Genomic DNA, 13,320 nt, shown 5'->3' on the forward strand with positions numbered 1-13,320 from the left:
GTCTACAAGGTGCGGGGGGCGGCGGAGCTTTTAAAGCGCTACTACCCCGAGCTCTCCCGCCCCGAGTTCAAAAGCCGCATCGCCCTGGGCCACAACCGCTACTCCACCAACACCCTCTCCACCTTTGAGCAGGTCCAGCCCTTCGGCCTCCTCGGCCACAACGGCGAAATCAACACCATTGAGCGCCTGAGGCGGGAGATGGACTTCCTGGGCATCCCCCGCACCGGGGGCTCGGACTCCCAGGACCTGAACCGCATGCTGGAGGGGCTCATCTACCGCTTTGGCCTCACCCTCCCCGAGGCCATGGACCTGGTCTTTCCCCCCGTTTTGGGGGAGATCAAGGCCCTGCCCGAGGACCTCCAGGACCTTTACATGGCCCTGCGCCAGCGCTTCGGACCCTTGGCCCAGGGCCCGGCCGCCATCGTGAGCCGCCACGGGGACGAGGCCGTGTTCGCCACCGACGCCATGGGCTTGAGGCCCCTTTGGCAGTTTGAAACCCCCTATGAAATCGTCTTCTCCTCCGAGCGCGGGGTCTTCAGCGCCGAGGAGTTCGTCTCCGAGCCCAAGCCTTTGGCCCCGGGGGAGAAGGTCTACCTCCGCCTCACCCCGGAAGGCCCCAAGGTCCTGCCCTTTGACCGGCACCAGCGCCTGGTGCTGGAGAGGATGGCCGCCCGCACCCCGGTGGGGGGCTACCGGGTGCACCTGGCGGGGCCCCTCCGCGAGGGCCCGCCCCCCCTGGCGGGAGGAAGCGGGGCCGAGGTGGAGGAAAAGCCCGCCCCACCCCCCCTGGGCCTGGAGCGGGCCTACGGCTGGGACCGCTGGGACCAGGCCTACCTCGAGGCCCTGGCCAAGACGGGCAACGAGCCCATCGGCTCCCTGGGCTACGACGGGCCCCTCGCTGCCCTCAACCCGGAAAAGCCCAACCTCTCCGAGTTCTTCAAGGAGACGGTGGCGGTGGTGACCAACCCCGCCATTGACCGGGAGCGGGAGGTGGAGCACTTCTCCACCCGCACCCTCCTCGGCAGAAGGCCCCTTCCCGACGGCCGGGAGGGGGGAAGGGTGGAGGAGCTCCTTCTGCCCCTGGTGCTGGAGGAGGACCAGGCCCTGGCCGAGGCCTTCGGCACCCTGACCCTCTCCGAGGTCCGGGCCCGCTTCAAGACCCAGACCCTCGTCCCCCAGTTCGCCGTGGAGGAGGGGCTCCTTGCGGGGCTCAAGCGCCTGGAGGAGGAGGCGGTGAAGGCCGTGGAGGAGGGGGCCGAGGTCCTCATCCTCTCCGACCGGGAGGCCTTCCAAGGAGGGGTCTGGATTGACATCGGCCTCGCCGTGGCCGCGGTGAACCGGGCCCTCATGAAGCGGGACGCCGAGGGGGTGGCCCTAAGGCGCAGGACCTCCCTCCTCGTCCACTCCGGGGGCGTGCGGAACCTCCACGATCTGGCCTTCCTCCTCGGCCTCGGGGCGGAGGCGGTGGCCCCGTGGCTTCTGGAGGAGAAGGCCCGGGCCCTGGAGGGGAGGAAGGGGGTGGCGAACGCCCTCGAGGCCCTCCGCAAGGGCCTGGAGAAGGTCATCTCCACCATGGGCATCCACGAGCTTAGGGGCTACGGCCGGATCTTCAGCGCCATCGGCCTCAAGCCCGAGCTCGCCGAGCTCTTCGGCACGCGAAACTTCTTGGGCTCGGAGGGCGCCGGGTACGGCTTTTTGGAGCTGGAGCGCACCCTCCTTGAGCGGGAGGGCTTCCTTAGGGCGGAGAAGGTCATGCCCGCCAAGGACTTCCGCTTCAACCCCAGGATCTACAAGGCGGCCCAGGAGGTGGCCGCGGGCCAGGCCCCTTACGCCCACTTCCAGGAGAAGGTCCGCGCCCTGGAGCGGGAAAACCCCGTGGCCGCCCGCCAGCTTCTGGAGGTGCGCTTCCCCGAAAGGAGCGAGGTGGCCCCGGAGGAGGTGGACCTCTCCGTGGGGGCCCACTCCCTGCCCTTCGTCATCAGCGCCATGAGCTTCGGCTCCCAGGGGGAGGCCTCCTTCCGCGCTTACGTGGAGGCGGCCAAGCGCCTCAACATGCTCTGCGTGAACGGGGAAGGCGGGGAGATCCCCGACATGCTGGGCAAGTACACCCCCTGGCGGGGCCAGCAGGTGGCCTCGGGCCGCTTCGGGGTCCACGCCTACATGCTGAACTCCGCGAGCGTCATTGAGATCAAGATCGGCCAGGGGGCGAAGCCCGGCGAGGGAGGGCACCTCCCCGGCAAGAAGGTCTCGCCCAAGGTGGCGGCCGCCCGGAACGCCGTCCCCGGGGTGGACCTCATCAGCCCCTCCAACAACCACGACCTCTACTCCATTGAGGACCTGGCCCAGCTCATTGAGGAGCTGAAGACGGTGAACCCCAAGGCCCTGGTCTCGGTGAAGGTGCCCGTGATCCCCGGCATCGGCACCATCGCCGTGGGCATCGCCAAGGCGGGGGCGGACGTCATCACCCTCTCCGGGTTTGAGGGGGGGACGGGGGCGGCGAGACTCCACGCCCTGAAGTACGCCGGGCTTCCCGTGGAGCTCGGGGTGCGCCGGGCCCACCGGGCCCTGGTGCGGGCGGGGCTTAGGGACCGGGTGGAGATCTGGGCCGACGGGGGCCTCAAGACCGCCTACGACGTCTTGCGCATGGTTCTCCTGGGGGCCGACCGGGTGGGCATGGCCACCATGGCCATGGTGGCCATCGGCTGCACCATCTGCCGCGGCTGCCAGTTGGACACCTGCCACGTGGGCATCACCACCCAGATCGAGACCCTGGAGGAGGCCCTGGCCCACGGCCTCAAGCGCTTCGTCCCCCAGGACCTGGACCGGGCGGTGGAGCAGCTCGTCCGCTTTTTCGGGGCCAAGGGAGAGGCCCTAAGGGAGCTCGTGGCCGCCCTTGGGGCCCGCTCCCTTCGGGAGCTAAGGGGCCGCTCGGACCTCCTCTACCAGCGGGACCACCTGGAGGAGCTGGACCTGGGCTACTTCTTCGCCCCCGTGGAGGAGCCCGACTGGCTCAAGGACACCTCGGCCCACGTCCTCAGGAAGCCCCTGAACCAGCTCACCCGCACCATCACCGAGGTGGTCATGGCCGCCTACGCCGAGGGCAGCAAGCGCCTCGTCTTCCAGGAAGGCCCCGTGGACTCCACCGACCGGGCCCTTGGGGCCCACCTCGCCGGGGAGATCGCCCGGAGGCGCCTTTACGGCAAGGGGTTTGAGGCCGAGGTGGAGCTCCGCTTTGACGCCGGGAGCGTGGCCGGAAACGGCCTCGCCGCCTTCAACGTGGAGGGGATGAAGGTGGTGGTGGAAGGCGGGGCCCAGGACGGGGTGGCCAAGGGCGCCTTCGGCGGCACCGTGGCCGTCCTCAAGGGGCGGAACCCCTACGGGGCCTACGTGGACGGCTCCGTGGGCAAGAGCTTCGCCTACGGGGCCATCGGGGGCCTCCTCATCGTGGAGGGGGTGGCGGACAGCCGCTTCTGCATCCGGCTTTCCGGGGCCGACGTGGTCCTGGGCGGCGAGCCGGAAAGGCCCTTAAGGGACGACCTCGGCAACCTCGCCGCCCGGGCCCAGGCCAAGGGCTTCGCCTTTGAGTACATGACCCGGGGGCGGGCCCTGGTCCTCGGGGACCCCGGGCCCTGGATCTGCTCGGGGATGACCGGGGGGCGGGTCTACCTAAGGCACTGGCCGGAGATGGGCCTCACCGAGGAGGCCATGAAGCGCCGGCTGGCCAAGGGGGCCAAGGTGGCGGTGAAGCCCCTGGACGCCCGGGGCGTGGAGGACGTGCGGGAGCTCCTTACCGCCTACCTCCGCGTGCTTAGGGAGGCCAAGCGGGAGGAGAAGGCGAGGCGGCTGGAGACCCTCCTGGAGAACCCGGCGGAGCACTTCCGCATGGTGGAGCCCGCGAACCAGCAGGTGGAGCAGGGGGTGAGCACGGAGTAGCGGCACCCCATGCCGGCGTAAGCACCCCAACGGCATAAGCTCGGCCGGAGGAGGTAGGCCGAGCTTTTCCATCGCCTTCTTGGGCAGAGGGCCCGCACCCCCTGCCTGGAGCCGGGCCCTTTGCCCTAGACGGGAAGAGCCCGGGAAGGGTAGATTTGTCCCGTGGGCCCCGGGGAGCTTTTGCAACTCCTAAAGCGGCGCACGGGCTTCACCGAGGCCCATGCCGCCCTCCTTAGGGAGCTCGGCGAGGTCATGACCCCTATCGCCCACGAGGTGGCCCTGGCCTTCTACGACTACCTGGGGCGGGACCCGGAGCTCGGCGCCATCCTCCACGCCGAGCCGGGGCGGGTGGAGCGGCTTTACCGGACCTTCGCCCGCTGGTACGGCGAGCTCTTCTCGGGGGCGTACGACCGGGCCTACGCGGAAAGGAGGCGGCGCATCGGCCTGGTGCACGCCCGGCTCGGCATCGGTCCCAAGGCCATGATCCCCGCTATGGGCATCGTGCAGGAGCTTTCCCTGGAGCATCTGCGCACCGCCCTCCGTGGCCCCGAGGTCTACAGCGCCGTGGAGGCTTTTGAGAAGATCGTCGCCATAGAGATCGCCCTTATAGAGGAGAGCTACCTCGAGGCCCTCTCCTTAGGCCTTTCCCTGGGGCACCGGGACCTCGCCCGTGCCCTCAAGGAGGGGGCCTCGGCCCTTCTTTCCCAGGCCTAGGGTTCCTTGGCCAGGTCGTTGAAGCGCACGTGCTGGGCGTGGAACTGCAGCTCCACGGTGCCCGTGGGGCCGTTCCTTTGCTTGCCCACGATGATCTCGGCGATGCCCGCCTTCTCCGAGTCGCGGTTGTAGTACTCGTCCCGGTAGATGAACATCACCAGGTCGGCGTCCTGCTCAATGGAGCCCGACTCCCGGAGGTCGGAGAGCATGGGGCGCTTGTTGGGCCTGGCCTCCACCGCCCGGGAGAGCTGGCTTAAGGCGATCACCGGCACGTCCAGCTCCCGGGCCAAGGCCTTAAGCCCCCGGGAGATGGCGGCGATCTCCTGCTGCCGGTTCTCCCCCTTCTGCCCCCCGCCGGGCCCCGACATGAGCTGGAGGTAGTCTATGATGATCAGGCCCACCCCGTGCTGGCTCTTAAGCCGCCTCGCCCGGGCGCGAAGCTCCATGAGGGTGAGGTCGGGGGTGTCGTCAATGAAGATGGGGGCCTCGGAGAGGCGTCCCGCCACGTCCACGAGCCGGGAGAAGTCCCGGTCGGAAAGCTGCCCGAGCCGCACCCGGTTCATGTCAATGCGGGCCTCGGAGCACATCATGCGCAAGGCCAGCTGGGCGGCGGGCATCTCCAGGGAGTAGATCCCCACCCCCACCCCCTCCTTGAGGGCGGCGTGCTGGGCGATGGTGAGGGCGAAGGCGGTCTTGCCCATGGCGGGGCGGGCGGCGATGATGTTGAGGGAGCCCGGGGCCAGGGTGCCGATGAGCCCGTCCAGCTCCTTGAAGCCGGTGCGGACCCCGGCCACCTCCCCCTTATTTTGGAAAAGGGCCTCAATGTGCTCAAAGGTCTCGTGGACCAGCTCCCGCATGGCCCGGGCCTCGGTCTCGGTCTGGGTGAGGGCCACCTCGAGGATCCGCTTCCCCGCCTGGTCCAGGATCTCGTCCAGGCTCCCCGCCTCCTCGTAGGCGAGGCGCATGGCTTCACCGGCGGCCTGGATGAGCTTTCTCAGGGTCCACTTCTCCGCCACGATGCGGGCGTAGTGCTCGGCGTAGGCGGCGGTGGGGGTGGCCTCGGAGAGCTGCACCAGGTAGCTCACCCCGCCCACCCCCGCAAGCTCGTCCCGGCGGGAAAGCTCCTCGGCCAGGGTCACCAGGTCCACGGGCTTCCCCTGGGCCCTTAAGGCCTGCATGGCGGCGTAGATCTTGCGGTGGGCTTCCATGTAAAAGGCCTCGGGGGAGGGGAGGAGGCCCTCCAGCTCGTCCATCACGCCGGAATCCAGGAGGATGGACCCGAGCACGCTCTGCTCGGCCTCGAGGCTGTGGGGAGGAATACGGCCTTCCAAACCCATAGACCCCACCAGGCTACGCCCGCCCCCCCTCTTCCCGCCAGGGTCCTTCCCCTGTGGGAAGGATTGGCTCTTTGCCGCCTCTCAGGAGGAGAGAATAAGCTCTAAGGCGTGCGCTGGCTTCTCCTCTTTCTCCTCATCCTCGCCGCCTGCCGGGCCCAGGACCTACCCGGGCCCTACGCCGCCCTGGAGAAGGGCAACGTGGAGGCCCTCCGCCAGGTGGCCCTCTCCGGCGAGGGGTACGCGGGGCTCCTCGCGGGCTGGCTCCTGGTGCGGGAGGAAGACCTCCCTCTTTCCGAGCGGGCGGAGTACGCCTGGCGCTACGCCCTCTTCCTGGAGGAGGTACGGGCCTTTGAGCCGGGCTGGGAGGCGGAGGCCTTCTGGCGTGTGGCAGCCCCCCTTTTGGAGCGGGCGGGGGACGTGAGGGCCTTCTCCGCCTGGGCGAGGCTCCTCCCTAGGGAGGAGGCCGCCCAGGCCCTCCTCCGCCTGGGCCAAGGGGAGAGGCTCTGGGAGGCCCTTTTTAGGGGCCGGGCGTACGAAGCCCTCCTCAAGGCCCTCCCCGAAGGGCAACGGCCCGACCTCCGCGCCCAGGCCCTCTACCGCCTGGGGCGCTACGAGGAGGCCCTTCCCCACTACCGGGCCTGGGCGGAGGCCGACCCCCGGGGCTACCTGGGCCTCGGGTACGCCCTATGGCGGCTTGGAAGGCGGGAGGAGGCCCTAAGGGCCTTCGCCCGCTACGACCACCCGGAAAGCCGCCTGGCCGAAGGCCGCCTCCTAGAGGCCATGGGGAAAGTGGAAGAGGCCCTGGTCCGCTACCGGGAGGGCCCCCCGGAGGGCCTCTGGCGGGCCACGGCCCTTCTGGAGCGCCTGGGCAGGAAGGCCGAGGCCCTTCCCCTCTACCTCGCCCTGGCCCGAGGGGAAAGCCCCTACGCCGACGACGCCGCCCTCCGCGCCTACCTCCTCGCCGGGGAGCTCGGGAAAAAGGAGGCGCAGCAGGAGGCTTACGCCCGCCTCGAGGGGGGCCTCGGCCTCCTCGTGGGCAAGGCGCCGAGCCCACCCCCCCAGGCCCCTGGGGCCCCGATGCCGGAGGTGGCTCCCCTGGTGGAGGCCCTGGCCCGGGCGGGAAGGGAGGCCTGGGCCCGGGGAGAAGTGCGCTACGCCCTCTGGCGGAGGCCCGAGGACTGGCCCGCCCTCGTCCCCCTCCTCTACCGCCTGGGGGCCTACCGGGAGGGGATCCGGGCCGCCTGGCCCACCGCCCTCGCCTACCCCCGGGCCTACCGGGCGTGGGTGGAGGGCTACGCGAGGAGGGAGGGCCTGGACCCCGACCTCCTCTTCGCCCTCCTCCACGTGGAAAGCCGCTTTGACCCGGGGGCGAGGAGCCCCACGGGGGCCTTTGGCCTCGCCCAGTTCCTGCGGAGCACCTGGGCGGACGTGGCGCGGATGCTCGGAGAGCCCCCCGCCGACCCCTTGGACCCCGAAAGCGCCATCCGCTACGCCGCCCGCTACCTCCGCTGGCTCATGGAGCGGTGCGCCGCCTTCTCCGGCGTGGAGCAGCTCGCCTGCGCCCTCACCGCCTACAACGGCGGGATCGGCTACACCCTAAGGGGCGTGGCCCGGGAAGGGGGGCTTTTCGCCTTCCTCCGCTTCCAGGAAAGAGACGAGCCCCGGGAGTACCTCGCCAGGGTGCTCTCCGCCTACGCCGCCTACAAGGCTACTCCTTCGCCCCCTTGAGGCCCGCTTCCGCCCAGGCGATGAGGGGCTTTAAGGCGAAGGGGGCGAAGAGGGTGGTGAAGACCACCATGAAGAGGACGATGGCGTACTCCTCCTCGTTCACCGCCCCCGCCGAAAGGCCCAAGGCGGCCACGATGAGCCCCACCTCCCCCCGGGGGGCCATCCCCACCCCCACGGTGAAGGCGCTCCGCACCCCTTGGGTGAGGGACCCGAGGAACCCCCCGAGGACCTTCCCCAGGATGGCGATGAGGGTGACTACGGCTCCCGCCGCCAGGACCACGGGGCTCGCCAAGGCGGCGAGCTCCAACCTCACCCCCACCATGGCGAAGAAGAGGGGGGCGAGGAAGCCCTCTATGGCGAAGACGGGCTCCTCGAGGCGGTACTTCTCCCGGACCTCGGAGAGGAGCATCCCCCCGAGGAAGGCCCCCACGATGGGGGCGAGGCCGATGCTGGCCGCCAGGGCCGCCATGCCCACGCCCAAGGCCAGGGCGAAGCCCAAGGGGCTCCCCACGGGAAGCCTCTCCAGGGGCAGGCGGGCCACCCAGGTGGAGAGGAGGACCGCCAGGCCCACGAAGGCCACGGAGAGGAGGACGAGCTTGAGGATGGCCCCCACCTCCACCTGGCCCGTCTTGGCCACCCCGTTCACCACCGCCAGCACCATGAGGCCCAGCACGTCGTCAATCACCGCCGCCCCCAGGATGATGCGGGCGTAGGGGCGGGAGAGGACCCCGAGCTCCTGGAGGACCCTGGCGGTGATGCCCACGCTGGTGGCCACCAAGGAGGTGCCCAGGAAGAGGGCGGGGAGGGTTTGGAAGCCGATTTGCAGGCCGTAGAGGTACCCCCCCACGAAGGGGAAGGCCACCCCCAAAACGGCCACCAAAAAGGCCTCCTTCCCCACGGCCAGGATGTCCTTGAGCCGGGTCTCCAGGCCCACCATGAAGAGGAGGAAGATGGCCCCAAGCTCCGCCAAAAACTCCAGCACCTCCCCCTCGTGCACGAGGCCCAAAAGGGCGGGCCCCACCAGGACGCCCGCAAGCACCTCCCCGATGACCACGGGCTGGTTCAGGCGCCGGAAGAGGAAGGCCATGACCTGGGCCGCGAGGAGAAGGTAGAAGATCTCCAATAGGTGTTCCGCCCCGTGCATCAGCCCCTCCCCAGGATGAGCTTGAGGAAGTCGCTCCGGGTGAGGAGGCCCACCACCCGGTCCTCTCCGTCCACCACCGGGAGGTGGCGGACCTCGCTGGTAAGGAGGATCTCCAAGGCCTTGCCCAAAGGGGTTTCCGGATGGACCCGGGGGAGGTCGGTGCGCATCACCGCCTTTACCGGGGTCTTCTGGTAGCGGCGGTAGATCTCCTGGAGCACCCCCTCGTCCACCCACTCCCCGAAAAGCTGCAGGGCCTCCACATCGGAGAAGGGGACGTTTTCCGGCCTGGGCAGGAGCTCCTCCACCTGCAAAAGCCCGAGGAGGCGGCCCTCCCGGTCCACCACGGGGAAGCTCCCGTAGCGGGTTTCCAGGAGGCGCCGGGCGGCCTCCTCGAGGGTCGCCTCGGGGCCAAGGGTCTCGGGGTTTCGGGTCATGACCTCGGCCACCTTCATGGCCTAGAGTCTACCAGCGCCGCCACCTCCGGGCGAAGCGCGGGGCGAGGAGGAGGCCGAAGAGAAAGCCTCCGAGGTGGGCCCACCAGGCCACCCCGGGAAGGCCAAGGAGGCCCTGGAAGAGCTGGAGGATGGCCCAGTACCCCAGGTAGAACCCGGCGGGAAAGGTGACGAAGAAGGGGAGGACGAAGAAGACCACGGAAACCACATAAGCCCGGGGGAAGAGGACGTAGTAGGCCCCGAGCACGGCAGAGACCGCCCCGCTCGCCCCGATCATGGGCACGGTGGAGCCGGGCATGGCGAGGCCCTGGGCCAAGGCGGCGGCCACCCCTCCCAAGAGGTAGAAGAGGAGGAAGCGCCCGTGGCCCATGCGGTCCTCCACGTTGTCCCCGAAGACCCAGAGGAACCACATGTTGGAGAGGATGTGGAAAAGCCCCCCGTGGAGGAACATGCTGGTGAGGAGGCGGTGGGCCTGCCCCACGGGGTCCTGGAAGAAGAGGGCGGGGACGAAGCCCAGGGCCTCCACCACCCTCTCGGGGCCCGCGGCGAGCTCAAAGAGGAAGGCGAGGGCGTTGGCCAGGACCAGGCCCCGCACCACCACGGCGGGCCGATAGGCCCGGTTCAGGTCGTAGAGGGGGAACACCTACCGCCCCCCTCCTTGGCGGTAGGGGAGGGGCACGTACTGGACGCTCGGCCTCTGTCCCTGGGCCTGGGGGTAGAGGTCCATGAGCTCGTAGACCTCGAGGGGCATCTCCGTGGAAACCCTAAGCCCCATCTCCCGGGCCTGGGCCACGTCAATGGGGTAGTCGTGGGTCCAGGTGCCCTGGGAAAGGAGGGTGGCCACCTCCTCCGCCCTCTCCTCGGGCATGTGCTTCCTTAGGAGGTTCTTCACCGTGGCCTTCACCTGCCTCAGGGCCTTCTCCGCCACGTCGGCGAGGATCAGGGTCTGGTCGTCTATCTCGGAGAGGGGCTTCTTCTCCAGGACCTTGAGAATGCTTGCCGCCGGGTACTGGCCGAGCTGGGGGTCCACCGGTCCCAAGACGGCGTTTTCGTCCATGACGATCTCGTCCGCGGCCAGGGCGATGAGGGTGCCCCCGGACATGGCGTAGTGGGGGACGAAGACCGTGACCTTGGCGGGATGGCGAAGCAAGGCCTCGGCGATCTGCTCCGCCGCCAGCACCAGGCCCCCTGGGGTGTGGAGGATGAGGTCAATGGGCACGTTCTTGTCGGTGAGGCGGATGGCCCTCAGGACCTGTTCGGAGTCGTCTATGTTGATGAAGCGGCTGATGGGGATCCCGAGCAGGTTCACCGCTTCCTGTCGGTGGATGAGGGTGATGACCCGGCTTTGCCGCTTCCTTTCCAGCTCGGCGATCTTCCGGGCCCGGGCCCCGAGGAGCATCTGCTGCTGCAGGTAAGGGCTTAGGGCCGAGAGGATGAAGAAAAGCCAAAAAAGCTGGAAGAAAATCTCCATATGCGCCTCCAAGAGAAGTATACAGGGTCCTTGGCCTCACGGGGAGGCCGGGGGTTTTCCCGGAAGCCGCTTCCTCGAGGCCTCCCGGTAGAGGCGCTGGCCGAGCTCCGGGGCGAAGCGGATGAGGAGGGCTCCCAGGGGGATGGAGACCAGCACCAAGAGGACGGCCACCTGGGCCACCAGGGGGTAGCCTTGGCCTAAGGCCAAAGCCCCCAGCACCAGGTTGAACTCGCCCCGGGGGACCAGGTAGAGGGCGCTGTAGAGGCGCCGCTTCCGCCCAAGCCCCGCCTGGGCCCCGCCCAGGTGGTTGAGGGGAAGCTTGAGGGCGATCCCCATAAGGGCGAGGGCCAGGGCCCAGGGCGTAAGCCCTTGGAGAAGCCCCAGGGCCTGGGCCCCCACCACCAGGAAGAAGAGGGCCACCCCCAGGTCCCGCACGGGGCCGAAGAGGCGCTCAAGCCTTTCCCGAAGCCCGAGGCTTGCGGCGATGACCCCGGAGAGGAAAGCCCCAACGCCCTCCGAGGCCCCCGCGGCGTGGAAGAGGAGGGCGGTGCCCGCGGTGAAGGCGGCCCCGAGGAGAAGGACCAGCTCATCGGAGAACGTTTCCGCGAAGCGCACCATGGGGGGCCCGAGGAAGCGGGCGAAGAGGAGGTAAAGGAGGGCCAGGGCCACTCCACCCAGGAAGCCCGTGGGCCCGTGGCCGCCCAGGAGGGCGAGGAGGAGGGCGACGACCAGGTCTTCCAGGACCAGGACCCCCAGGACCACCTCGCTTTCGGGGTTGGCGGCCCGGCGCAGGTCAACGATGAGCTTGACGATGACCGCGCTGGAGCTCGCGTAGACTACCCCGGCCAAGAGGGCCGCCCCCTTGAGGTCCAGCCCGGCGAGAAGCCCCAGGAGGAGGCCCAAAGGCAGGGCTAAGGCGTCAAAAAGCCCTGCCCTCAGGGCCTTCCCCGAAAGGCTCCTAAGGCGGTCGGGGCCGAACTCCAGGCCCACGGAGAAGAGGAGGAGCAAAAGCCCAAGGGAGGGCAAAGGCTCCAGCTCCTCCACGTTAAGCCTTTCCCCCACGAGGAGGCCCGTGAGGAGGTAGACGGGAAGGGGCGGGAAGCCATAGCGGTGGACCAGGGCTGCCCCCAGGGCCAGAAGCCCCGCGGCCAAGGTGAAGGCCTCCAGGGAAGGGTGCATCAGAGGTTCCTCTTAAAGGCCTCCACCGCCTCCCGGCTCCCCGCCACCACCAGGGTGTCCCCCACCTCCAGGACCACCCCGGGCCCGGGGTGGGGAAGGAGGGGGGCCCCGGGGCGGTCCACGGCCAGCACGTGCGCCCCAGGGGGCAGGGGGAGGTCCCCCACCCGCTTGCCCGCGAGCCTGGAACCGGGCAGGACCTTGATCCACTCAATGACCTTCTCGGAGAGCTTGCTCTGGGTGTCCCCCACCGCCTCGGGGTGGAAGAGGACGCCGGAAAGGATGGCCCCGATCTCCCGGGCCTCCTCGTCGGTGAGGTCTAGGGCCATAGCGGGCTCGTCCTCCTCCCCGGCCTCAAAGTACTGGACCTCCCGCTTCCCCGAGTGGTGGACCACGATGACCAAGCGGTCGCCGCTTTGCACGGTGATGGTGAACTTCCGGCCCACTCCGGGCAGGACCACTTCCTCTACCTTCATGCCCTCCTCCTTTCCGGGGGGAAGCGCACGGCCAGGGTGCGCCCGGCCACCATGGCCAGGATTCCCAGGCTCCAAAGAAAGAGATCCGTTCCGGAAATCCGCTCGGCAAAAAGCAAGAGGAGAAGCTCCCTGAGGGCCAGGGCGATGCCCACCTCCAGAAGCACCTCCAGGCGGACCCGCTCAAACTCAAAGTACTCCACGAAGACCCGGACGAGCTCCAGGACGATAACCAGGGAAAGGACGTTGGTGATAAGATCCTTGAGCCCCAGGCGCACCGTGGGCTCCGTGAGGGTGAGGCCGAGTTCCAAGAAGGTGCGCCCCACCCCCGCGAAGAGGCCCACCAAGAGGGCCACCACCACCAGGTTGAAGACAAGCCGCGTGGCCCCCCGGTAAAGGCTTAAAAACAGGTCCTGGGACATGCTAAATCAGGAGATTGAAGACCCGCTCGGCCCGCTCGTGGTGCTCCGTCCTCGGGTTCTTGAGGGCGGGGTCCAGCTCCTTGAGCACCCGGGCGTAGGCCACCACCAGGGCCCCGGCGAGCTCGGGAAGGAGGTTCCGCACGTCCTCGGCGACCTCGAGGTCCAAGGGGGGGAGGGCCGCCAGGGCGTCCAGCACGGGCTTGAGTTCCAAGGCGGTGTCCATGCGGCGGAACTCCTTTAGGGTCTCCTGGAGGCCCTTGGTGATGGGCAGGTCGGGCTCAAAGATGAGGTCCCTGCCGTTGTAGCGGGCGTTCCGCTCCGCCACCACCAGGAGGTCGTAGAGCTTGTTGCGCAGGAAGTCGGAGAGGCGCTTCAGGTCGTTCTTGTCCACGTCCAGCCCGGCGGCCAGCCGGAAGAGCTTCTCAAACTCGGCGATCTTCATCAACATAAACCCTCACCGTCCCCAGGTT

The 13,320-nt window shown here is 69.0% G+C and carries 12 protein-coding genes; 3 read left to right on the forward strand and 9 right to left on the reverse strand.

Features of this window, described 5'->3' with window-relative positions; translation table 11 throughout:
• Together AC01Y6_RS02820 and AC01Y6_RS02825 are read left to right on the forward strand one after the other, a co-directional pair.
• The coding region (locus AC01Y6_RS02820; RefSeq protein WP_476670127.1) for a glutamate synthase-related protein at window positions 1-3,933 on the forward strand (3,933 nt) is incomplete at its 5' end.
• Between the two features lie 162 nt (window positions 3,934-4,095).
• Window positions 4,096-4,647 carry a protoglobin domain-containing protein gene (locus tag AC01Y6_RS02825; RefSeq protein ID WP_476670128.1) on the forward strand — a complete coding sequence of 184 codons (552 nt, stop codon included), beginning with the start codon at window positions 4,096-4,098 and terminating at the stop codon, window positions 4,645-4,647.
• Here the strand turns inward: AC01Y6_RS02825 and dnaB are convergent.
• Window positions 4,644-5,978, reverse strand: a complete 1,335-nt coding sequence (gene dnaB / locus AC01Y6_RS02830) for a replicative DNA helicase (protein WP_476670174.1) — start codon at window positions 5,976-5,978, stop codon at window positions 4,644-4,646. The genes AC01Y6_RS02825 and dnaB overlap by 4 nt on opposite strands.
• 114 nt (window positions 5,979-6,092) lie before the next feature.
• On the opposite strand from dnaB, the gene AC01Y6_RS02835 reads away from it, so the two are divergent.
• Window positions 6,093-7,712: a lytic transglycosylase domain-containing protein gene (locus AC01Y6_RS02835; protein ID WP_476670129.1), complete on the forward strand. Its 1,620-nt coding sequence runs from the start codon at window positions 6,093-6,095 to the stop codon at window positions 7,710-7,712.
• Here the strand turns inward: AC01Y6_RS02835 and AC01Y6_RS02840 are convergent.
• Genes AC01Y6_RS02840 through AC01Y6_RS02875 form a run of 8 tightly spaced genes read right to left on the reverse strand, consistent with a single transcriptional unit; the run spans window position 7,693 to window position 13,298 of the window.
• Window positions 7,693-8,856 carry a cation:proton antiporter gene (locus tag AC01Y6_RS02840; protein WP_476670130.1) on the reverse strand — a complete coding sequence of 388 codons (1,164 nt, stop codon included), beginning with the start codon at window positions 8,854-8,856 and terminating at the stop codon, window positions 7,693-7,695. The two genes, AC01Y6_RS02835 and AC01Y6_RS02840, sit on opposite strands and share 20 nt — an antisense overlap.
• Window positions 8,856-9,308: a CBS domain-containing protein gene (locus AC01Y6_RS02845; protein WP_476670132.1), complete on the reverse strand. Its 453-nt coding sequence runs from the start codon at window positions 9,306-9,308 to the stop codon at window positions 8,856-8,858. Before AC01Y6_RS02845 ends, AC01Y6_RS02840 begins: the two co-directional genes overlap by 1 nt.
• Window positions 9,309-9,318: 10 nt before the next feature.
• Window positions 9,319-9,951: a rhomboid family intramembrane serine protease gene (locus AC01Y6_RS02850; protein ID WP_347240447.1), complete on the reverse strand. Its 633-nt coding sequence runs from the start codon at window positions 9,949-9,951 to the stop codon at window positions 9,319-9,321.
• Window positions 9,952-10,779, reverse strand: coding sequence for an SDH family Clp fold serine proteinase (locus AC01Y6_RS02855; protein WP_476670135.1), 828 nt, complete (start codon window positions 10,777-10,779; stop codon window positions 9,952-9,954). It abuts the gene before it with no gap.
• Window positions 10,780-10,815: 36 nt separating this feature from the next.
• Complete coding sequence (locus AC01Y6_RS02860; protein ID WP_476670136.1) at window positions 10,816-11,958, reverse strand: cation:proton antiporter; 1,143 nt, start codon at window positions 11,956-11,958, stop codon at window positions 10,816-10,818.
• Window positions 11,958-12,431 carry a cation:proton antiporter regulatory subunit gene (locus AC01Y6_RS02865; RefSeq protein ID WP_476670137.1) on the reverse strand — a complete coding sequence of 158 codons (474 nt, stop codon included), beginning with the start codon at window positions 12,429-12,431 and terminating at the stop codon, window positions 11,958-11,960. The genes AC01Y6_RS02860 and AC01Y6_RS02865 overlap by 1 nt, the downstream gene beginning before the upstream one ends.
• Complete coding sequence (locus tag AC01Y6_RS02870) at window positions 12,428-12,850, reverse strand: phosphate-starvation-inducible PsiE family protein (protein WP_476670139.1); 423 nt, start codon at window positions 12,848-12,850, stop codon at window positions 12,428-12,430. Before AC01Y6_RS02870 ends, AC01Y6_RS02865 begins: the two co-directional genes overlap by 4 nt.
• A 1-nt stretch (window position 12,851) precedes the next feature.
• Window positions 12,852-13,298, reverse strand: a complete 447-nt coding sequence (locus AC01Y6_RS02875) for a DUF1931 family protein (protein WP_476670141.1) — start codon at window positions 13,296-13,298, stop codon at window positions 12,852-12,854.
• Between the last annotated feature and the right edge of the window lie 22 nt (window positions 13,299-13,320).

It is taken from the genome of Thermus sp. (assembly GCF_056332225.1).